Below are 19,471 nucleotides of genomic sequence, written 5' to 3' on the forward strand. Positions count from 1 at the left end.
AATTTTATTTAGAGCGATTTGCCAAAATCGATTTTTAATACAGCTCTTTGTCTTTTTTTTAAAACAGATTAAAAAGAATAACGTAATCCCAGTTGGAATTGGTATGGGTTACCAGAAGGGGTAACGATACCGGAATTGTTTACATTGTAATTAAACTGCTGCTTTGCAGGATCAAAAGGGATCAGCTTTTCCCCGGCAGCATTTTTCCCACCTAAAGCATATAGATTTTGATTGCCTAGAGACTCATTTATGCCCCAAGTTTTCTTGAACAAGTTGGCAACGTTGAAAAGATCCCCTGATATTTCCAGCGCATGGTTCTTATATAAATTGAATTTTTTAGCAATTCGTAAGTCAATCACACCATAAAAACCATTCACCCCACCATTACGTTCCGCTATTTTACCCTGATATTTCTTGATATAATCTTTAAGACTCTGACTCGCTTCCGGGTTATTCAACAGATTATTTAACCCCGTGACCAACTGTTTTGAAGTATTGGAATTATTCGGGTCAAAAATATAGGCCAGATCATTGTCTCCGGCGACAAAGTCTCCATTGATATTTCCGCCGGCGAGCAAACTATATCGTGTACCTCCGATACCCGAGTAGCGAACACCCACACTGACACCATAAAATGTTGGCAAAGTTCCGTAAATAACAATTTTATTACGGAATTGGTTGTTCGAATAGCTCATCTTGCTCAAATCGCGAGGATCATCTTTTACCGCTAAGGATAAGGTCGCCGTATTGGCCACATTCCCATTGAATGAAGTATTGTCTTTCGCATCATTCCAAGTATAGCTAAGCGAAATCGTTCCATCTTTGTAATACTGATAACTTGCATCAAATACGACAGCAAATTGGTTGACTTTACCCTCAGAATTCAATTCTAGAACTCGGCCGAACTTATCTGAAATCCGTCCTTTTTTCCAGTCCGGAGCTCCATCGACGATGGATGCTGCAGGAACGAATACACCTCTATTATCCTCATTTGCAAGTCTAAAGAAAGGGTCTTTCACCATATTACGATCTACATACATATAATTATTGCGTCCCAAATTCATATATCCCGAAAGGCTTGCCTTCAACTTTTCTGTGAAAAAGTGCGTATAAGATAAATTAGCCTTGTACACAACCGGGATTTTAGCATCTGGACCATAAGTATTGATGGTAGGCACCTGAAACTGAGCCAAAGTAGGTGTGGATGATGGGTCTTTTCTATAGTCGACAAAATTTGGTGTGGGCACATCCGCACCGCGAACATCAACAGTAGCAAAATGCTTCCCATCAAAAGTAAGGTTATTGATCGTCATATAATTATTGATATCCGATGCAAATATCCCGCCTCCCACTCGAAAGAAATCCTTTCTTTCTTCGTTCACATCCCAGGTCATTTGGAAACGTGGTTGCACGACAAAAGACTTGAGTTTATGATCTGTACGGACACCGACTTCTCTTAACAATTCCTCATTCAGAGGAGAGGTAGGATAATGGCCGTAATCCAATCGTAAGCCGGCGACTAAGTCCAGTCCCTGCGCTAGCTTCGTTTGCAATTGTCCATACACACCGGCATTGAATATCTTACCGACCACTGCAGGATCACTCATCAAAGGAACTTCACGATAGTAAGCATATGGTTTCATATCCTCAAAGTTCTGCATAGCCGTCTTTCCGTCACTTGGTCGAAAGTGGAAGCGGCCATTGACCTCACTTCCGTAAATGGAATTTGCATGGGTATACATCAGGTCTACACCAAAGGTGTAATTGATATTATCAGTGCTGTAATAGATATTATCAACAAGCTGAAATACGTTATTTTTAAAAGATTCCTGTGCAAAACGATGCCCTCCCAATTGTAATGTGGTCTTTTTATCTTCCCCAGCAATTTTGGAAACCGCATCTTCAACAATGGCACGTGGAATATTCTGACCAGGCAAAAGGTCTCCCGGACTACTTTTCTGATAGGTATAGAGATGTTGTACTTTTAGCTCATTGGTTACCTTAGGGGAAACGGTGGTACGCAAAGTAGCCAATAGGCTATTGTCAATATTTTTATCATTCCCGTAAGATTCATATAAAGTAATTGGCTTGTTGTCCTGCAACCCCAGCTTATTGTTATCACTTGTAAAGTTGTTACGGACTGTCAATAAGTTTTTATCATTAATCTGCCAGTCAATACGGCCAAAAATCGCGTCAGAGCCTCTTTTTTTATCAAAAGCGCCATATTGGCGTTCGTTCCCCAATCCGTACTTTTTCCGCCCGATATTGACAAATTCATCCAATGTCGCGTTTGTAACATTAAATCTTTTTTCATCGGCTTCAGAGTTGATATCAGCGATAATCAAAGGGCGGGAGTCTTGTTGATGATCCCATGCAACAAAGTAATGAAGTTTGTCTTTTATAATGGGACCACCCAAAGTAAAGCCATATTGATAAGTGGAGAAATCATTGCTTCGTTTGTTTCCTCGAATATCGTATGGGCTGGACAACCAGTCTGCTCGGGAATATAACCAGACACTACCTTGCGTTTTATTTGTACCCTGTTTAGTCACCGCACTGACTGTTCCCCCCCCAGCTCTTCCGTAGGTGACATCATATTGGTTAGTCACGACTTTAAACTCCCGTACCGCTTCAATAGAGATCGAGAAAGGAGCGCCACTCCGACTTGTTGTCGAGCCGGCAGAAGTCGGGTTTTTTGCGTTCATCCCATCAATGGTAAAATTAGTAGAAGACCCAAGTTGACCACCGATATTATCACCCTTGCTCAATGGAGATAGATCCATTAAAGAAGTAAAATTACGACCATTTACCGGTAGTTTCGCAATATCCCGGGCCGTCACCGCAGTTGCAGCACCAAGGTTCTCAATTTTATTTTTCAATGTACTTACACCTGTGAGCTCAACCGTTTCCAATATGTTAGATGCATTTTGAATCGGAATATTCAAGCGAATCATATCGCCCTGGTTTAGTGTAAAGCCCGAACGAATCTGCTCTCCATAGCCGATATAGGTAACTTTAATGATGTACGGACCTCCTAATGGAAGCTCCTTGAAATTGAAATCGCCATTAGCGTTGGTCGATGTTTTGGTGGTAAAACCCGTAGATTCATTACGAACCTCCACTGAAGCTCCATGAACCCCTTTGTTATTCTCGTCCGTAATCTTTCCGGAAAATCCTGCCTGGGTTGTTTGCGCATACAAACCTGTTCCTATCGCAATGGCACAAGTCGTAAGTAATATTTCTTTCATTTAGTTGTTGGTTGTAATACGGCAACAAAACTACTTCCATCGTATTAACAGAAGCTAAACGAAATATTATGAAATTATAAACAAAACTTTCTAAAATATTTTGTAAAAATGCAGACTTGTACAACGCGGCCAAAAATAGTCTGTCAATTACTCGAGAATTCTACGAGCATGACAGCAACCACAATGCTAGTAGCACAATAGGCTACCATTTGAAAATAAAAAAAGCCAGTAAAATACCGGCTTTTAATATAAGATTGTGAATTTGAAATCCAGGGGGTTAAAGTATTTGTATAGATCTCTAAAAAGGTTATCACCATATTTTACGTACAGCAACGCAAAATTTTCAGATCGCTCTTGTAGTCCTCCTCCGGGAAAGAGTTTTTCTTTTACATTGTCGATATCTGCCAATGCATGCTGATGGTTTCGTTTTTCGGCTTTCATCAACTTTTTCTCCAAATTGTTCATCGCCTTTTTCAAACGAGCTTTTATCGCCTCGGTGCTGGGTCCTAGACTAGGATCAATTTTGTGTGTACGTAACCTTATCTTTCCAAAGATCGCATTCAGTTCCATCCACTCATCATTAAGATTCAATCTTTCCTTCGTATGGCGACGCACATATTCTTTCTTCAAAACCTCCGCAGGGCGGAAGATACTTTTAAAAGTTAGATCGACACGGAAAAGCTTTGCTGCAACGTTATCCTCAGTAATCATGGCTGAATTTCGCGGGATCAAGATGGGGAAATCTATTTGGTACTGATCAAAATTAGATTTCAGCTGCATCCAATAGACCATCTCAGCACCACCACCAATATAAGCCAAATTAGGAAGGATAATTTCCTGATACATGGGGCGCATTACCACATTTGGACTAAAGCGTTCGGGATGAGCATCTATTTCTCTTTCCAGCTCTTCCTTGGTAAAATATATATTTTGATGCAGCACCTCATATCGACCATCAGCATTTAGCACCAAGCGTTCCCGAAACTCATCTGTAAGGTAGAAGAAATTAATCTCACGGGCATGCACCTGTGTCGAAAAGCCTTTTGACTCGAGTTCTTTCGATCGCTCCGTAATGGCTTTAAAGCTATTTTCGGATAAAATATCCGTTTTAATAATCGGCTTAAATAATTCTTTCAGCTCTTTATCGTCAGCATCAATAACCAGGAGACCGTAAGATTTAAAAAGCTCATTCACCATATAACGGGTCGCATCGGCCAGCTTACTATGCTTCAGATAGGCCTGTTCGACAATATGTGTAAGTTTAGCGGAATTCTCCGAGAGACCAAGAATATTGGTATATTGTTTTACCGCATCGGCAATCGATCCTGTATCCATTCGTCCCGTGGCCGCCACCGTGGGAGTATCCCAAACAATTTTCTTCCCATACACTTTGGTATGATTAATTTCTTCAAAATCATGATCCTCAGTTGCCATCCAATAAACGGGTATAAAGTTTTTGTCCGGATGTTTACTCCGCAGGTCTTCTGACAGACGTATCGCTGTCATGATCTTAAATATAAAGTATAATGGACCCGTAAAGATATTCAATTGGTGACCAGTAGTAATAGTGTAGGTATTATCCAGCAACAACAAATCTATATTTTTGGCCACAACAGGAGAATCTCGCAACAAGGTCGCATATTGCTCTTTTAGGCGCTCTACGAGGATAGCACGGTGAGCAAATGGTTTCTTTTCTTGCACCTGTTTCTCAAATCCATCAAATGTAGGCCAATGTCCAACAAAGGGTTTCAGCGCCTCATCATGAGCCAAATAGGCCAACAATGTTTTGGAGAAACTGTTTGTCTCACTGTATTCGATATAAGTTGCTTTCATATATGCTTATTGTACGATATACAAATGTATTTAGTTTAGGCAGACAAAATACTGATTTTTAATAAAAAGCCCGTTGCACTTTTAAATTATATCATTCTATTGACAAATGTCCAAATAAAATCCGGAGACTTTCATAGGCAGTACGCGTTATGAAAATCGACAGGGAAGCTTTTCGTCATTAAACCAAGGTGTAGATTTTGTTAATGCCTTAATAGAAAAAACGACTCAATCAAAAGCAGACACTTTCTAAAAAAATTGCCGTTTAAAAAAGTAGATCAGTTGTCTGAGAATTGGACATTTTCGAACCGCGCTGTAGTACATAAATAAAAAAAGACAGAAGGAGCCACCCGTTTTGGGCAGCTCCTTCCATATATTTTATTCATGATCTGTATCGATCAGTCCGGTATTATCTTTTGACGATTCCACCATAGAGATCGAAATCCTCCGCACGGTCGATTTTTACCTGCACAAAATCACCAATGCGCGCATAGGAATCAGCTGCTGAAATTAATACCTCATTATCCACTTCTGGCGAATCATATTCTGTACGTCCGATAAAATAATCGCCGTCCACACGATCAACCAGCACTTTATAGGTATGACCCACTTTCGATTGATTGATCTCATAAGAAATACCCTGTTGAACTTCCATAATAGCCTCAACACGCTCCTCTTTTACTTCTTGCGGGACATTATCTTCTAGGGTATGGGCATGCGTCTTCTCTTCATGAGAATAGGTAAAACAGCCCAAACGATCAAAACGGGTTTCCTCTACCCATTCCAACATTTCCTGAAAATCCTGTTCAGTTTCCCCCGGGTATCCACAGATCAATGTCGTACGCAATGCAATATCGGGTACTTTATCGCGAATAGCATTAACCAGATCAATCTGCTTTTGTTTAGTAGTTCCTCTGCGCATGGATTTCAACATGGGGTCTGAGATATGCTGTAATGGCATATCCAGGTAATTGCAGATATTTGAACGCTCATTCATTGCATCCAAAATATCCATGGGAAACCCGGAAGGATAAGCATACTGTAAACGGATCCACTCAATACCATCCACATCAGACAAATGACGCATCAAATCGGAAAGATTACGTTTACCATAGATATCCAATCCATAATAAGTTAAATCCTGTGCAATTAAAATCAATTCCTTGGTTCCGTTTGACGCCAAGAATTTAGCTTCTTTAACTAGATCGTCAATTGATTTGGAAACGTGCTTACCACGCATCAAGGGTATTGCACAGAATGAACATGGGCGGTTACAACCTTCTGCGATCTTAAAATAAGAAAAGTGGGAAGGAGTGGTCAATAAGCGTTCGCCCAGTAATTCATGGCGATAGTCTGCTCCGATAGAAGAAAGCAAATCAGGCAGATCATTTGTCCCGAAATAAGCGTCCACACTTGGTATTTCAGCTTGCAATTCGGGCTTATAACGTTCGGAAAGACATCCGGTGACAATCACTTTGTTAATCTTACCCTGGTCCTTTAATTCGGAATATTGCAAAATTGCATCAATAGATTCTTGTTTGGCATTGTCAATGAAACCGCAAGTATTGATGACAACAATATCATTCTCCTGTATATTTGATGCTTCATGGACCACCTCCATCTGATTACCTTTCAACTGGCCCATCAGCACTTCACTATCGTGAATATTTTTCGAACAGCCCAAAGTAACCACGTTGACACGGGGTTTATTGATCGATGGGGCAGGTTTCGTATATTTTGTCTTCATATGATTAGAAGGGTTTGTCTAGAAACAAAGGGAATTCTTGACTAAGAAAACAAGGGATTAAACATGTTCACTAGATCCTTAATCTGATTATTAACCATTCCCAAAAATGACTGAAAGCCTTATTTCTGACAATTATTTTAGTATTCTATTTGAAAAGGGAGTCTACAAATTCCTTTTTATTAAATAATTGGAGGTCACCAATTTTTTCACCGACGCCGATATATTTCACTGGGATTTTGAACTGATCGGATATCCCAATGACAACGCCTCCTTTTGCGGTTCCGTCCAATTTCGTCAGTGCCAGTGCATTTACATCCGTAGCCTGTGTAAATTGGGTACATTGCTCTATGGCATTCTGACCTGTAGAAGCATCTAAGACCAATAAAATTTCATGCGGAGCGCCGGGAACGACTTTTTGCATGACATTTTTAATTTTGGTCAATTCATTCATCAAGCCAACCTTATTGTGCAGTCGGCCGGCGGTATCAATAATACAAACATCTTCTCCATTCGCTACAGCAGATTTAACCGTATCATAAGCTACCGAAGCGGGATCAGAACCCATTGCTTGTGCCACAACTCGTACACCAACACGCTCACCCCACAGTTTAAGCTGATCAACTGCAGCAGCCCTAAAGGTATCTGCAGCTCCTAAAACCACCTTACTTCCTGCCTGTTTAAGCTGATGCGCAAGCTTACCAATTGTGGTTGTCTTCCCCACACCATTGACGCCGACGACCATAATAACATAAGGCTTATGATCCCCATAATTAAAGTTTTCAAAATCTGAGCTATTATTTTCAGCGAGTAAGGTCTGAATCTCCTCTTTCAATAAATTGTTCAATTCTGAAGTGGAGACATATTTATCTCTGGCAACACGCGCCTGGATACGGTCGATGATTTTTAAAGTGGTTGTAACTCCGACATCAGAAGTAACCAAAACCTCTTCCAGATTATCAAGGACATCATCATCCACGGTAGATTTACCAACTACCGCTTTCGTTATCTTGGAAAGAAATCCTTCTTTGGTTTTTTCCAAGCCTTTGTCTAAGGCCTGTTCTTCTTCTTGTGTTTGTGGCTTTTTCTTAAAAAAATCAAATAATCCCATGGAGTGTTTAGTGAAAATTGATGTCCAAATATAAACAAATGTCCTCAACAAAAAAAGCCCTTTCGGTAGGATACCAAAACGGCTATTTTTATCGAATTCTTTTTAAAGAAAAACTTTAAAAAAGGAAAATGCTACTAGTTATTTTTTTGAGCTTCTGCAACTACGTCTTTCACTTTATCGTTGTGAACCATACCTTCTTTGAAAGTATACGCGCCAGTTTTTGCAGATTTAGTAGTAACAATAACCTTTGTAAATTCTTTACCGCCACCTTTTTGTAACGATGCAACTGCTTTCTTTGCCATGGTATTTTAAATATTTTTACTCAGCCCTCTATTGCAAGTGCTAAGATGGGTGAATTACTTAATTTCTTTATGAACAGTAACTTTTCTCAATACTGGGTTGAATTTTTTCAACTCTAAACGCTCAGTTGTGTTCTTTTTGTTTTTAGTAGTGATGTAACGAGACATTCCCGGAAGACCACTTTCTTTGTGTTCAGTACATTCTAAGATAACTTGTACTCTATTTCCTTTTTTAGCCATTGTTTTACTTTATTTTGAATCCTAATGCTAGGATTGAAATTCATGAATAATCTTAATGTAACAGGCGATAAATCAATATTAAATTGATCCTTTAACGATAAATTTATTGATCGCAGCTGTAATACCGTTCTTGTTGATAGTTTTGATAGCAGAAGTAGATACTTTCAACGTAATCCAACGATCTTCTTCTGGAATGTAAAAACGTTTAGTTTGTAAATTTGGATAGAATTTACGTTTAGTTTTAACGTTTGAGTGAGAAACGTTATTTCCTGTTAACGCTGCTTTGCCTGTTAAATCACAAATTCTTGACATGATATTATCTTTTTTGTTGTCTTTATTACAATATATTAATCCTTTGCACTCTCTGCAAAGAGTTTGCAAATATCTATATTTTTTTTTAGATAAGCAACAACATTATGGGAATTATTTTTAAAAATAGTTCTACACAGGAATGGTATGGGCAAAAATAAAGCATTTTATTGTATTATATTTGCTCTGTAAAGAAAAATAGTTTTCAACAATTCACATTTATGAACAAATATCTTCGCAAGGGCTTAAGAGAAATAATCATTGGTGTATTATTGGTTATCCTTGGTTACTACCTGATGGAACAACGGTCCAATTGGTATAAGTTAGCTATGCTCATCGGAGTGATTACCTTCAGTATCGGCTTTCTGACATTAATCTATAGAATGATTCGAAAAGTAGACCGCAATGCAATTATTGAGATGCGGGAAGAGGCCCATAAGGAAGATATTCATAAAAAAGATAAAGAAGGAGATGCTGAACAAAACTAGGGGTATTGTCCTAAAAACAACCAATTATTCGGAAAGCAGCCTTGTCGCACAAATATATACCGAGTCATTTGGTATGCAATCTTACCTCATTGCTGGCGCACGTAAGCCCAAAGCAAAAATCAAAGCCAACATCTTACAGCCTTTACATCTTCTCGAAATCATCGCAACACATAAGGATAATGGTTCACTACAACGTATTTCGGAAGCCCGGCAAACGCCGGTATTGCAGGAAATTCCTTATGATATTGTAAAAAGCTCGCTCGCACTTTTCTTAAATGAAATCTTATATAAAGTATTGAAAGAACAGGAAAGCGATCCTTATTTATTTGAATTTATCCATCAGTCGATCCGTTGGCTGGATGAAACACATTTAAATCTGGCCAATTTCCATTTGGTATTTTTAATAAAACTGACACGCTTTCTTGGTTTTTATCCAACCACAACCAAGCAATCGCTGCCTTATTTTAACTTACATGAGGCAACTTTCTCAAATAGTCTCCCAGAACACCCGCTGGTACTTCAGGAGCCACACACTTCCATTTTCCGCAGCTTAATCGAATCCGAATACTCGACTAGTGACCATATTAAAATGTCTAGTACAGATCGACAATTTTTATTGGAAAAGTTACTGGACTTTTATAGAATCCACCGCACAAATTTCAGAGAAATAAAATCACTGTATATCCTAGAGGAAATCTTCCGATAGCACGCGGCAGCAATTATTTTAAATAGATCTCCCCAACGACAATATATTTCTGGCACAAAAAATACACACAATAGCGTATAAATACACAACAGGAAAGTGCTATTTTAAATTATCATTAATTGCCCCTCATCATCCCCCCTAATAATTGTTTAATCAGATAAATTCTTGGTACATTTATTGTAACAGAATCACATTAACAAATGATTTACTAACACATATTTTTCACCTAAAATCTCAAAATTATATGGAAATTAAAGATTGGTTTTTAAAAGTTGTAAGGGACAATTATGCAAACTTTAATGGACGTGCTCGTCGTAAAGAGTACTGGATGTTTTTTCTGGCAAATGTTCTCATTGGAGTAGTCTTTGGAATACTCGGGCAAATTGCAAGTGTATTTTCTTACATTTCTTATCTAATAAGCTTAGCTCTACTTATTCCAGGCATTGCTGTTGCAGTACGTCGATTACATGATACGAATAAATCGGGCTGGTTTTTACTATTGGCACTTATCCCATTGGTCAACTTATACTTGATTTACCTGATGGTTATTGAAGGCGACAAAGGTCCAAATCAGTATGGTCCCGATCCTAAGGCAGAGGAAAATGGAGCAAATCACCCCTTCAATCAAGCACAAGATCCATTTGGTTCTTCACAATCAAGAGATCCGTTTGGTAGCTCACAGGCACCTGATTCACCTTCAACTCCGCCCGCTGATAGAGATCCATTCGCATAGTAGATCAAGCAGAATACATAAAAAGAGCGTTCATTTATTAAATGAACGCTCTTTTTATGTATTCTTTTTAGTAAATGCTGAATTTTCAGCAAAAGACCTCTGCGATCAATGTCTATGCTTTTTCTTTTGTTGCCCAGGAGCAAAATCTCTTGCAGATTGCTCTCCATAATATTTTTTTGCCTGACCGGGAGGCATACCTTTTGATTTATGCTTGTGTCTATGTCCATGCGCATGTCCATGATGTGTGGAATAACACGCCGACATCGAAATAGTCATGACAGCAGCAAAAATCAATAATAACGTACGTTTCATGTTAAACTATCTATTTGTAAATAGATCTATGCAATTATCAGTCCAAATTATTATCCAATAAAAAAGCCCATGCGGATGGCATAGGCTTTTTCACAATAAATATATCTTGAATCTAATTAGATAACTCTTACATTTACCGCATTAAGACCTTTACGGCCTTGTTCAACTTCGTAAGATACATTATCATTCTCACGAACTTTGTCAACTAATCCTGAAACGTGAACAAAAATTTCGCTCTCGCCTGAATTAGGGATGATGAAACCGAAACCTTTGGTCTCATTAAAGAATTTTACTTTACCTTCTTGCATGGCACTATTTTATTAATTTCCCTAAAGGTATAGAAATAAAATCAAAAATCTTAACGTTTTTATTTTTTTTATCCGTTAAACTTTTTTGTCAACTTTGGCTCCAATCTTGTAGCAATGCGATAATAGCAATCGTATTATTATAAAACTTTAAGATCGTAAAACATGAAAAAAATATTATTAGGACTGGCTTTTTTAGGTTTGATGACAAAACTAAACGCTCAACAAATGGTAAATAAAGAATTTGTATCTACAGTGGGTCGCGCAGAAGAAGAAGTGACTCCGGACATCATCTATATAGATGTTACACTAAAAGAGTTTTATGATAATGGAAACACGAAGAAAAAGGTTGCAATAGACAAGTTGGAAAAAGATCTTTTTGACTCTGCAACAAAAGCAGGTGTTAAAAAAGAAGATTTTACGATACAGAATATCTGGAGCTATAATACCCCTGAAAAAAAGAAAAAGGACACGGATATACTACTTTCGAGACAATACCGAATTAAAGTAACGAACTTAAACAACTTAGATCAGTTATTGGATGGAGTTGATAAAGCAGGCATTCAAAGCACTTACATCAGTGAATATGATTATTCTAAGAAAAAAGAGCTTGAAAAAACCTTAAAAACGAAAGCTGTGTTGGATGCGAAAGCGAATGCGCAGATTCTTGCCGAAGCAGCAGGACAGAAAATCGGTAAAGCGATCGTCCTTTCGGAAACACCGCAACAAATTATCTTTGGTGTCCAACCGATGATGCGCAATGCAATGTACAAAGGCGCCATGGCTGAAGCGGCAGACGCTGCTGGTGAAAATGGCCTTGACTTAAATATCAGGCCAATGAAAGTGACCAGCGAAATCAGCGCATCTTTCGAACTATTGTAATCATGCATAGAGAATTATCTCCAGAAGATAAAAAGAAACGATTAGACCATGATTTCGGTTGGATCAACCGAATATCCTGGTTAATGGATAATCAGTTCAAGATTGGCAATTTCCGGTTCGGATTGGATCCGATCTTGAATCTGATTCCCTTAGGGGGTGCTATTGCCGGATTTGGCACGTCATTAGTCCTAGTCATTGCCATGTGGCGAAATGGAGCTAGTCCAAAATTAGTCATCCGTATGCTGCTCAATATCAGCCTCGACGCTATCTTGGGAAGTATTCCTTTCTTGGGTAATATTTTCGATTTTTACAGCAAGGCCAACGAGAAGAATATCCGGCTTCTACGTGAGCACTATTATGAGGGCCGACATAAAGGTTCAGGCATCGGGATTATCTTAACGATCGTATTGATCCTTTTTATTTTAATCGCTGTCACCTGTTATCTGATCTGGGTTTTCTTTTCATGGGCATTTTCGCTGCTAAACGGGATTTCTTTCTAAGATCAAGCCCTTTTTATATCACTTCCCCTTGCAGTACAGCTTGGATATAAAAACAATTGTGCATATCTAATATCTATTTAATAATTTTGATAGCAGTAGATCCCGTAGTGAGGCGATCTCCCAACACTAATTTTAGCATTAAAAAATGAGCAAAAAAAGAATATTTGCCCTACTTCTGGTTGCCATCATGCTTGCGGCCATTCTAACAAACCCGAGTAAGGAAGAGCACGAAAAAATTGTCCGTGCAAAAGCTGAGCAATTATTAAAAAATCAGCTTCATGCAAAAGATCAAGCCTTTTTCGGCTTGGGGATGCAACTTTTCGGAAATAATTTAGTGGACAATTTTGTCCAGAATTCGATCGTTGTAGACAATTATTACCTCTTTTCTCTCACCAAGATAAAATGGCAAGGCACGGAACAGATTATCGGTGGTGGCGCATTTAAACAGGTTTGGTTGAGTCCCAAGATTGATGAAAAAGCGGATGAAATCATTGCCGCATTGAAAAAAATCTAATATGTCTTTAGAAATTCTTTACGAAGACGAATCCATCGTAGCCATCAATAAACCGCATGGCCTTTTGGTGCATCGCTCTTCGATTGCGCGTGACACCTCCGAATTTGCCCTTCAAATACTACGTGATCAGCTCGGGAAAACGGTATATCCTGCTCATCGCCTTGACCGTAAAACCGGCGGGGTGCTTTTGTTCTCACTAAACAAAGAAACGGACCAATATCTCCAAAAAAGTTTTCAGGAACATCAGATAGACAAAAAGTACCTGGCCTTACTGAGAGGCTTCGCTCCTGAGGAAGGTCTGATTGACTATCCATTGAAAAAAGAAAATGGCACCATACAGGAAGCCCAGACATCGTTCAGGCTACTCGCCAAAAGTGAATTGGATATTCCTTTCGGAAAATTCCCAACCTCGCGTTACAGTCTTGTTGAAGCCAACCCACTTACTGGCCGCATGCATCAACTGCGGCGTCACTTTGCGCACATCTTTTATCCCATTATCGGTGATCGTCCGCATGGCTGTAATAAGCAAAATAAATTCTGGAAAGAGAATTATCAGATGGATACAATGCTACTGCATGCCTCTGAATTAACCTTCAGACATCCCCAGTCAGGCGAAACTATTCATATAAAAGCAGCAATCCAATCCGAATTCCGGAAAGTACTTGGAATCTTAAATATAAATGAACGATGTTAAAATTAATTCTCGAAGCATTTATCAGCATATCAGGCATCGCCGCGGCATCTGGGATCGTCTATAATAATGATGAACTCCATATTGTATCAGATAACAGCAATTATCTATATAGCTATAACCTTGCTCAGCAACGCCTATCCAAAACGGCTCTATTGGAAGCTGAACCCATGGAAAATATCAGTAAAGCGAACAAAATGGATCTTGAATCCATTACTTTCGATGGCAAGCGCTACTACCTATATGGCTCAGGGTCAACTGAAAAGAGAAACAACCGGTTTATTTGGGACGGAAACAAAGTCGTGAAGGAAGACTATAGCGAAATCTATGCGCGTTTAATGAGGAAATTTAAGATCAGTAAATCGGACTTCAACATCGAGGGAGTGCTGCATATTGACGACCGTATCTTGTTTTTCAACAGAGGAAATGGCCCAAAAGGTATCAATGCGATTTTAGAATACAACAGTAAAGCTGAAGAGAAATCGCGCTGTATTCCAATCGAGTTACCCAAGTTAAATGGGATCAGTACTGGTTTTTCCGACGCGACAGTTGTCGGTGATGACATTTATTTTATCGCAACTGCAGAAGATGCAAAATCGACCTATCTCGATGGCGAGATCGCTGGATCTTTACTTGGTAAGATATCAGCAAATCTGTCTTCCAAACTGGAAGTATTTCAAATACCCGAAAATCACAAGTTTGAGGGAATCACCCTCAAGGAGAAAACCGACAACGGTTTAATTTTCTTACTCTGCGAAGATGCTGATACAGAAGATGCTGAACTGACGGTTTATTCGTTGAAAGTAACGAATTAAATCGTTTGTTCTAAAATAGATTCAAAGCTAGGAATCACGTATATTTTATTAAATTTGCAACTGATTAAAACTTAATTTTTATGTTAAAAAATACTGCCCTTTCGGAGACACACATTGCTTTAGGAGCAAAGATGGTTCCCTTCGCAGGCTTCAACATGCCAGTGCAATATACTGGTATCAATGATGAGCACGAAACAGTTCGTACAGGTGTAGGAGTTTTTGATGTAAGCCACATGGGCGAATTCATCCTTAAAGGTGAAAAAGCACTGGATCTTCTTCAAAAAATCTCTTCCAACGATGTATCGAAATTATATGACGGCAAAGTTCAATATGCTTATATTCCGAACGAAACAGGTGGTGTTGTAGACGATTTTCTAACATATCGTATAGACGATAAGACCTATTTTCTGGTTGTCAATGCTTCCAATATCGAAAAAGACTGGAACTGGATTTCCAAATACAATACCGATGGTGTAGAAATGAAAAACATTTCTGACCAGACTTCTTTATTTGCTGTTCAAGGACCTAAAGCAGCGGATGCTTTACAATCGCTGACAGATATCGAGCTTGCCCCAATGGAATACTATACTTTTGCCAAAGGTACTTTTGCTGGTGTAGAAAACGTATTGGTATCAGCCACCGGCTATACTGGCGCAGGTGGTTTCGAAATTTATGTAGCCAATGAAGATGCACAAAAAGTTTGGGATGCTATTTTTGAAGCCGGAAAAGCTTACGGAATTAAACCTATCGGATTGGGCGCTCGTGATACATTACGTCTAGAAATGGGTTTCTGCCTTTATGGAAATGATATCGACGACAATACATCTCCTTTAGAGGCTGGCTTAGGTTGGGTAACAAAGTTTACAAAGGACTTTGTGAATTCGGCCGCACTTAAAGCTGAAAAAGAAGCTGGACTTAAAAAGAAACTAGTTGGTTTTGAAATGATCGACAGAGGTATTCCGCGTCATGATTATGAGATCGTAGATGCTGATGGCAATGTAATCGGTCGGGTTACTTCGGGAACGCAATCTCCGACATTGAAAAAATCGGTAGGTTTGGGTTACGTAGATACTGCGTTCGCAAAAGACGGTACAGATATCTTTATCCATATCCGTAATCAAAAAGTTAAAGCTAAAGTAACGAAACCTCCATTTGTCAAATAAAAACAAATGTAGACAATACAAAAAGAGCAGAAGACGATCGTTTTCTGCTCTTTTTGTATGTTATAAGTAAGAAACTCCACTCTTATTTATTTTTTCCTTTCGCTTGCTTAGCAGCATATGCCTGCTTTTTTTCACGATCCTTTTCTTGGATAACGACTTTTATCCGCTTGCTTAAGACGACCTTAAGGTAAATCAGAACAACCAAAAATGCGATAGACAATCCTGTCACCAACATATTTCCGGCTTTATACCCTTCAAATCCACAATACGCCAAAAATACAATGGCCAAGTTCAATACAATATTCAGTATAAAATATTTTGTCATATTACTTTTTTGTTAATCCCAATACACGTGGTCGCCACACAAAGAAATAGAAAATTCCGCCGATAATATTAAACAGTACAATAGCAAGTGCCATCAACATCCGCTCAGCATTGGAAATAGTCCTGGAAAGCATAATTTCCCGCAAGGCCAATATCACCCATAAGAGGGACAATAAAATAGAGAGGCTACTTAATACAGGGAAGATCCCTAAGTTTAAGAGCCGAGTTAATAGGGCTACGATATAAAAAGCAAGACTAAACAAGAAAGCTTGTTTAGTCTGATGCTCCAAGTTTTTCATATTAATAAACGTCTAACTCTGGATCGATTTCCTCTTTCCAGGCCAAGATACCGCCTTTTAAATTTGCTAGATTATCAAATCCTTGTTGCTCCAACAACATAATTGCCTGTGCTGAACGTTTTCCGGAACGACACTGAACGATAACGGGTTTATCCTTCGCAATCTTATCTGCTTCAATCAGGATTCCTGATAGGGGGATATTCAAACCGTTCAGATTTGAAACTTCATATTCAAATGACTCACGCACATCAATCAATTGAAAATCTTCATTGTTATCGATCTTATTCTTTAATTCTTGTACAGATACTTCTTTCATTGTCAAATAATTTATAATCAAATATACTACATTTTTTTCTGAATTGTCTTTCTTCAAAAGCCATCAGGAACATTCATGCTTGTCGCTAATAATAGAACGACGAAATTTTATTGAATGCATTTCATTCCTGAAGGGCCAACAAGATCCTTCATTTAAACTTTACAGTTTTGAGGGTAACGGTATTTACCCATTATGGGTTTGCTAGCACGAATTTCTACAAAAATTACAGCCGAAATCATTATCTTCATCCGAACATAACTAATTTTATGAATTCAGCACCTAAAATATCTTTAGTATTTTCGCTAATCGCCCTATGCTCCATGACATTTGGACAGCAAGTGATTTCCGAACAACAACGTCAGGGCGTGAGCCGTATCTTAAATACTTTGGCATCGGATGATATGCGTGGACGATCGGCCCTGACAAAAGACATTGAGCCGGCGGCAGATTTTATCGCCGGAGAAATGAAAAAAATAGGGCTCAAACCTTATGCGGAAGAATCTTTCAGACAGACATTCCAACTGGACAAACTCTCGCCCAAAAGCAATGTGGCCGCGATCAATGAAAAAGCGATTGCTGCTGAGCATATCATATCACTGGGCAGCCATGTTGACCTCAAATGGAACGAAAAAAGTCCTGTAAGGATCACCCATATCGCTTCTGGGGCTGATTTCTCTCAAGCCTTTCGGGAACAGTCCTTATCAAAGGAAAATACGCTCGTGCTGGTAGACCCTTCGTTTGAAGCCTCTTTTGTTCGTTTTGGCCAGATGCTCAACAAGCCTAAATTTGTGGAGGATCCGAACATACAAAAACCGTCCATAGTTTATCTGCTAAGCTCAGAAAAACCGAAAACATTTGATATTCATATCCAACGTGATCTTCAGCACTTCCCACTTTTTAATGTTGCCGGAATTATTCCCGGAAAGAGTAAGCCAAATGAATATGTAATCTTCTCTGGCCATTATGATCATATTGGTATATTACCTGCTGTTGGACAGGATTCGATAGCCAATGGAGCAGATGACGATGCTTCGGGAGTAACAGCGATGCTCACCCTTGCAGATTATTACAAGAAGAAAAATAACAATGAAAGGACGCTTATTTTTGTGGCCTTTACAGCCGAAGAACTCGGAATGTATGGCTCAAAATATTTTTCCAACCACATCAATGCCGATCAGGTCGTAGCTATGATCAATATGGAGATGATCGGAAAAGATTCAAAATTTGGTCCTAATACAGTATATATAACAGGCTATGATCAATCTGACTTGGGTAAATTGATGCAGGAAAACCTAAAAAACACGGCTTTCAAATTTTACCCAGATCCTTATACAAAACAAAATTTATTCTATCGCAGTGATAATGCCGTGTTAGCGGCAAAAGGTGTTCCCGCACATTCGTTTTCTACCTCCCAAATGGACAAAGATGAGTATTACCATACGGTAAAGGACGAAGTCAGCACCTTAAACGTTCAAAATATTATTTCCAGTATAGAAGCAATCGCGATCGGTACATCAGGCATTGTAGAAGGCAAACAAACGCCTTCACGTGTAGAAAAATTAAAGGATTAATAGGCGGTGCGGTCTATTGTCCGCTGCATCACATAATCATTCAATACATAATCATAATACGGAATATCGACAGTTTCGACAACCTGGAAACCCTGCTTTAGATAGAAATGATAAGCAGGGTTATTTCTATTGACATTGAGTTCCAATATATCTTTGCCTTTGGTTTTTGCTTTTTCAACAGCAAAATCAATTAATGCCTTCCCAAAACCTTTTCCCTGCACATGAGGCATCAAATAAAGTTTTTCGATACGGAGTTTATCTTCAAAAGTCTTTAGTGCAACAAAGCCCTGGCCGATACCATCTTCCTTTAATATATAAAAAAACTGTCCATTTACCATTCCCTCAGCTAAGCCCTCGACGGTATAACTTTTCTCCAACATGAAATCAATCTGCTCTTTCGAAAGTATTTCTCCATAGGCGTCAGGCCATATAATGTGGGCCATATTGGAAATGCTACGGATATCTGTCTGTTCTGCTAATTCTATTGTTATCATGAGATTGTCTCTCCTATTAAAATATATTTTGATTTCGAAAACTCAAGCTTAAATAAACCATCCCTTTCAGTTTCATACAGGTCAGCTCCTATTTTCCGAAGGCCTGCTGTTGTGATTTCTTCTCCCCGGGAGTCTATTCTTAGTTGTTCACCGCCCATTTTCCATTTTGTAAAACCGGTTGTGACAAAATAATAACGCATGCCCCGGGCCAATAATACAATATTGATCTGGTCCAAATAGGGCTGATAGGGTGTATGATCTATTTGATCTGTAATAATATTAACTGCCTTATATTGATGTTTAATAAGGTATTCAATGGCCGATTGTAAAAAATTATCACGATAGGGGATGACTTTTGAATTTTCCTGAATTGGATCGGCAAGCCTTTTCGCAAAAACAATGTCAAACTTATATCCCCTGGCATCCAGTGGATCAACGAGATTATTTTCGATAGCAATAGTAGGGCTCCATTCCAACAGTTGTCCCAAATCTTCTTCTTCGATCAGAAAAAGGTCTTCAATCAGCAGAGCGGGTTCCTGGTTCTCTCGGACAATATGATGTGATGACATTTCGAAAG

At 38.8% G+C, this 19,471-nt stretch carries 24 protein-coding genes; 10 read left to right on the forward strand and 14 right to left on the reverse strand.

Features of this window, described 5'->3' with window-relative positions; translation table 11 throughout:
• Nucleotides 1-68: 68 nt before the first annotated feature.
• The 7 genes from BWD42_RS13155 to rpmB form a co-directional block, all read right to left on the reverse strand.
• Nucleotides 69-3,248: a TonB-dependent receptor gene (locus BWD42_RS13155; protein ID WP_077436833.1), complete on the reverse strand. Its 3,180-nt coding sequence runs from the start codon at nucleotides 3,246-3,248 to the stop codon at nucleotides 69-71.
• Nucleotides 3,249-3,491: 243 nt separating this feature from the next.
• Nucleotides 3,492-5,081, reverse strand: a complete 1,590-nt coding sequence (gene bshC / locus BWD42_RS13160) for a bacillithiol biosynthesis cysteine-adding enzyme BshC (protein ID WP_077436834.1) — start codon at nucleotides 5,079-5,081, stop codon at nucleotides 3,492-3,494.
• A gap of 406 nt (nucleotides 5,082-5,487) precedes the next feature.
• Nucleotides 5,488-6,825: a 30S ribosomal protein S12 methylthiotransferase RimO gene (gene rimO / locus BWD42_RS13165; RefSeq protein WP_077436835.1), complete on the reverse strand. Its 1,338-nt coding sequence runs from the start codon at nucleotides 6,823-6,825 to the stop codon at nucleotides 5,488-5,490.
• A 145-nt stretch (nucleotides 6,826-6,970) separates the two neighbouring features.
• Nucleotides 6,971-7,933 carry a signal recognition particle-docking protein FtsY gene (ftsY, locus tag BWD42_RS13170; RefSeq protein WP_077436836.1) on the reverse strand — a complete coding sequence of 321 codons (963 nt, stop codon included), beginning with the start codon at nucleotides 7,931-7,933 and terminating at the stop codon, nucleotides 6,971-6,973.
• 134 nt (nucleotides 7,934-8,067) lie between these two features.
• Nucleotides 8,068-8,235: a DUF4295 domain-containing protein gene (locus BWD42_RS13175; protein WP_077436837.1), complete on the reverse strand. Its 168-nt coding sequence runs from the start codon at nucleotides 8,233-8,235 to the stop codon at nucleotides 8,068-8,070.
• Between the two features lie 54 nt (nucleotides 8,236-8,289).
• Entirely contained in the window at nucleotides 8,290-8,472 is a 183-nt protein-coding gene (gene rpmG, locus BWD42_RS13180) for a 50S ribosomal protein L33 (protein WP_002998409.1), read from the reverse strand.
• Nucleotides 8,473-8,550: 78 nt separating this feature from the next.
• The gene (rpmB, locus tag BWD42_RS13185; RefSeq protein WP_046672597.1) at nucleotides 8,551-8,784 is read right to left on the reverse strand and encodes a 50S ribosomal protein L28; all 234 of its coding nucleotides are present in this window, start codon (nucleotides 8,782-8,784) and stop codon (nucleotides 8,551-8,553) included.
• Between the two features lie 218 nt (nucleotides 8,785-9,002).
• Between rpmB and BWD42_RS13190 the strand changes: the two genes are divergently transcribed.
• From BWD42_RS13190 to BWD42_RS13200, 3 genes are all read left to right on the forward strand, one after another.
• The gene (locus tag BWD42_RS13190) at nucleotides 9,003-9,269 is read left to right on the forward strand and encodes a hypothetical protein (protein ID WP_077436838.1); all 267 of its coding nucleotides are present in this window, start codon (nucleotides 9,003-9,005) and stop codon (nucleotides 9,267-9,269) included.
• Nucleotides 9,253-9,975, forward strand: coding sequence for a DNA repair protein RecO (recO, locus tag BWD42_RS13195; RefSeq protein ID WP_077436839.1), 723 nt, complete (start codon nucleotides 9,253-9,255; stop codon nucleotides 9,973-9,975). Before BWD42_RS13190 ends, recO begins: the two co-directional genes overlap by 17 nt.
• Nucleotides 9,976-10,219: 244 nt before the next feature.
• Nucleotides 10,220-10,708: a DUF805 domain-containing protein gene (locus BWD42_RS13200; RefSeq protein ID WP_077436840.1), complete on the forward strand. Its 489-nt coding sequence runs from the start codon at nucleotides 10,220-10,222 to the stop codon at nucleotides 10,706-10,708.
• A gap of 105 nt (nucleotides 10,709-10,813) precedes the next feature.
• On the opposite strand, the gene BWD42_RS13205 is transcribed toward BWD42_RS13200, so the two are convergent.
• Both BWD42_RS13205 and BWD42_RS13210 read right to left on the reverse strand, forming a co-directional pair.
• Nucleotides 10,814-11,020 (reverse strand): hypothetical protein, encoded by a 207-nt coding sequence (locus BWD42_RS13205; protein WP_077436841.1) that lies wholly within the window; start codon nucleotides 11,018-11,020, stop codon nucleotides 10,814-10,816.
• A 116-nt stretch (nucleotides 11,021-11,136) separates the two neighbouring features.
• Nucleotides 11,137-11,328: a cold-shock protein gene (locus tag BWD42_RS13210; protein WP_046672593.1), complete on the reverse strand. Its 192-nt coding sequence runs from the start codon at nucleotides 11,326-11,328 to the stop codon at nucleotides 11,137-11,139.
• Nucleotides 11,329-11,490: 162 nt separating this feature from the next.
• Here BWD42_RS13210 and BWD42_RS13215 point away from each other — a divergent pair, with 162 nt between their 5' ends.
• From BWD42_RS13215 to gcvT, 6 genes are all read left to right on the forward strand, one after another.
• On the forward strand, nucleotides 11,491-12,207 hold the full coding sequence (locus tag BWD42_RS13215) for an SIMPL domain-containing protein (protein WP_077436842.1): 717 nt from the start codon (nucleotides 11,491-11,493) through the stop codon (nucleotides 12,205-12,207).
• Between the two features lie 2 nt (nucleotides 12,208-12,209).
• Nucleotides 12,210-12,707: a DUF4112 domain-containing protein gene (locus BWD42_RS13220; protein ID WP_077436843.1), complete on the forward strand. Its 498-nt coding sequence runs from the start codon at nucleotides 12,210-12,212 to the stop codon at nucleotides 12,705-12,707.
• A 145-nt stretch (nucleotides 12,708-12,852) separates the two neighbouring features.
• Entirely contained in the window at nucleotides 12,853-13,221 is a 369-nt protein-coding gene (locus tag BWD42_RS13225; RefSeq protein WP_077436844.1) for a DUF4359 domain-containing protein, read from the forward strand.
• A 1-nt stretch (nucleotide 13,222) separates the two neighbouring features.
• On the forward strand, nucleotides 13,223-13,915 hold the full coding sequence (locus BWD42_RS13230) for a pseudouridine synthase (RefSeq protein WP_077436845.1): 693 nt from the start codon (nucleotides 13,223-13,225) through the stop codon (nucleotides 13,913-13,915).
• Nucleotides 13,909-14,727: a DUF6929 family protein gene (locus tag BWD42_RS13235; RefSeq protein WP_077436846.1), complete on the forward strand. Its 819-nt coding sequence runs from the start codon at nucleotides 13,909-13,911 to the stop codon at nucleotides 14,725-14,727. The genes BWD42_RS13230 and BWD42_RS13235 overlap by 7 nt, the downstream gene beginning before the upstream one ends.
• Before the next feature lie 80 nt (nucleotides 14,728-14,807).
• Nucleotides 14,808-15,890 carry a glycine cleavage system aminomethyltransferase GcvT gene (gene gcvT, locus BWD42_RS13240; RefSeq protein WP_077436847.1) on the forward strand — a complete coding sequence of 361 codons (1,083 nt, stop codon included), beginning with the start codon at nucleotides 14,808-14,810 and terminating at the stop codon, nucleotides 15,888-15,890.
• Between the two features lie 82 nt (nucleotides 15,891-15,972).
• On the opposite strand, the gene BWD42_RS13245 is transcribed toward gcvT, so the two are convergent.
• The 3 genes from BWD42_RS13245 to BWD42_RS13255 are packed head-to-tail and all read right to left on the reverse strand — an operon-like array spanning nucleotide 15,973 to nucleotide 16,829.
• Nucleotides 15,973-16,215 carry a DUF6358 family protein gene (locus BWD42_RS13245; RefSeq protein ID WP_077436848.1) on the reverse strand — a complete coding sequence of 81 codons (243 nt, stop codon included), beginning with the start codon at nucleotides 16,213-16,215 and terminating at the stop codon, nucleotides 15,973-15,975.
• Between the two features lies 1 nt (nucleotide 16,216).
• Entirely contained in the window at nucleotides 16,217-16,513 is a 297-nt protein-coding gene (locus BWD42_RS13250; RefSeq protein WP_077436849.1) for a PLDc N-terminal domain-containing protein, read from the reverse strand.
• 1 nt (nucleotide 16,514) lies between these two features.
• Nucleotides 16,515-16,829 carry a rhodanese-like domain-containing protein gene (locus BWD42_RS13255; protein ID WP_070562591.1) on the reverse strand — a complete coding sequence of 105 codons (315 nt, stop codon included), beginning with the start codon at nucleotides 16,827-16,829 and terminating at the stop codon, nucleotides 16,515-16,517.
• Nucleotides 16,830-17,095: 266 nt separating this feature from the next.
• On the opposite strand from BWD42_RS13255, the gene BWD42_RS13260 reads away from it, so the two are divergent.
• Entirely contained in the window at nucleotides 17,096-18,400 is a 1,305-nt protein-coding gene (locus tag BWD42_RS13260; RefSeq protein ID WP_077436850.1) for a M20/M25/M40 family metallo-hydrolase, read from the forward strand.
• Here BWD42_RS13260 and BWD42_RS13265 read toward each other — a convergent pair.
• Together BWD42_RS13265 and BWD42_RS13270 are read right to left on the reverse strand one after the other, a co-directional pair.
• Entirely contained in the window at nucleotides 18,397-18,894 is a 498-nt protein-coding gene (locus tag BWD42_RS13265; protein ID WP_077436851.1) for a GNAT family N-acetyltransferase, read from the reverse strand. The two genes, BWD42_RS13260 and BWD42_RS13265, sit on opposite strands and share 4 nt — an antisense overlap.
• Entirely contained in the window at nucleotides 18,891-19,463 is a 573-nt protein-coding gene (locus BWD42_RS13270; protein ID WP_077436852.1) for a hypothetical protein, read from the reverse strand. Before BWD42_RS13270 ends, BWD42_RS13265 begins: the two co-directional genes overlap by 4 nt.
• Nucleotides 19,464-19,471: the final 8 nt, after the last annotated feature.

This window comes from Sphingobacterium sp. CZ-UAM, assembly GCF_002000245.1.
Classification (GTDB): domain Bacteria; phylum Bacteroidota; class Bacteroidia; order Sphingobacteriales; family Sphingobacteriaceae; genus Sphingobacterium.

Bases quoted from the DNA above. Each gene is read 5' to 3' on its own strand.
- rpmG (WP_002998409.1), bottom strand. From the start codon at position 8,472: ATGGCTAAAAAAGGAAATAGAGTACAAGTTATCTTAGAATGTACTGAA.
- BWD42_RS13210 (WP_046672593.1), bottom strand. From the start codon at position 11,328: ATGCAAGAAGGTAAAGTAAAATTCTTTAATGAGACCAAAGGTTTCGGT.
- BWD42_RS13205 (WP_077436841.1), bottom strand. From the start codon at position 11,020: ATGAAACGTACGTTATTATTGATTTTTGCTGCTGTCATGACTATTTCG.
- BWD42_RS13155 (WP_077436833.1), bottom strand. From the start codon at position 3,248: ATGAAAGAAATATTACTTACGACTTGTGCCATTGCGATAGGAACAGGT.
- BWD42_RS13255 (WP_070562591.1), bottom strand. From the start codon at position 16,829: ATGAAAGAAGTATCTGTACAAGAATTAAAGAATAAGATCGATAACAAT.
- BWD42_RS13230 (WP_077436845.1), top strand. From the start codon at position 13,223: ATGTCTTTAGAAATTCTTTACGAAGACGAATCCATCGTAGCCATCAAT.
- BWD42_RS13215 (WP_077436842.1), top strand. From the start codon at position 11,491: ATGAAAAAAATATTATTAGGACTGGCTTTTTTAGGTTTGATGACAAAA.
- BWD42_RS13260 (WP_077436850.1), top strand. From the start codon at position 17,096: ATGAATTCAGCACCTAAAATATCTTTAGTATTTTCGCTAATCGCCCTA.
- ftsY (WP_077436836.1), bottom strand. From the start codon at position 7,933: ATGGGATTATTTGATTTTTTTAAGAAAAAGCCACAAACACAAGAAGAA.
- rimO (WP_077436835.1), bottom strand. From the start codon at position 6,825: ATGAAGACAAAATATACGAAACCTGCCCCATCGATCAATAAACCCCGT.
- BWD42_RS13245 (WP_077436848.1), bottom strand. From the start codon at position 16,215: ATGACAAAATATTTTATACTGAATATTGTATTGAACTTGGCCATTGTA.
- BWD42_RS13270 (WP_077436852.1), bottom strand. From the start codon at position 19,463: ATGTCATCACATCATATTGTCCGAGAGAACCAGGAACCCGCTCTGCTG.
- bshC (WP_077436834.1), bottom strand. From the start codon at position 5,081: ATGAAAGCAACTTATATCGAATACAGTGAGACAAACAGTTTCTCCAAA.
- gcvT (WP_077436847.1), top strand. From the start codon at position 14,808: ATGTTAAAAAATACTGCCCTTTCGGAGACACACATTGCTTTAGGAGCA.
- BWD42_RS13200 (WP_077436840.1), top strand. From the start codon at position 10,220: ATGGAAATTAAAGATTGGTTTTTAAAAGTTGTAAGGGACAATTATGCA.
- BWD42_RS13265 (WP_077436851.1), bottom strand. From the start codon at position 18,894: ATGATAACAATAGAATTAGCAGAACAGACAGATATCCGTAGCATTTCC.
- BWD42_RS13225 (WP_077436844.1), top strand. From the start codon at position 12,853: ATGAGCAAAAAAAGAATATTTGCCCTACTTCTGGTTGCCATCATGCTT.
- BWD42_RS13250 (WP_077436849.1), bottom strand. From the start codon at position 16,513: ATGAAAAACTTGGAGCATCAGACTAAACAAGCTTTCTTGTTTAGTCTT.
- recO (WP_077436839.1), top strand. From the start codon at position 9,253: ATGCTGAACAAAACTAGGGGTATTGTCCTAAAAACAACCAATTATTCG.
- BWD42_RS13235 (WP_077436846.1), top strand. From the start codon at position 13,909: ATGTTAAAATTAATTCTCGAAGCATTTATCAGCATATCAGGCATCGCC.
- BWD42_RS13190 (WP_077436838.1), top strand. From the start codon at position 9,003: ATGAACAAATATCTTCGCAAGGGCTTAAGAGAAATAATCATTGGTGTA.
- BWD42_RS13175 (WP_077436837.1), bottom strand. From the start codon at position 8,235: ATGGCAAAGAAAGCAGTTGCATCGTTACAAAAAGGTGGCGGTAAAGAA.
- rpmB (WP_046672597.1), bottom strand. From the start codon at position 8,784: ATGTCAAGAATTTGTGATTTAACAGGCAAAGCAGCGTTAACAGGAAAT.
- BWD42_RS13220 (WP_077436843.1), top strand. From the start codon at position 12,210: ATGCATAGAGAATTATCTCCAGAAGATAAAAAGAAACGATTAGACCAT.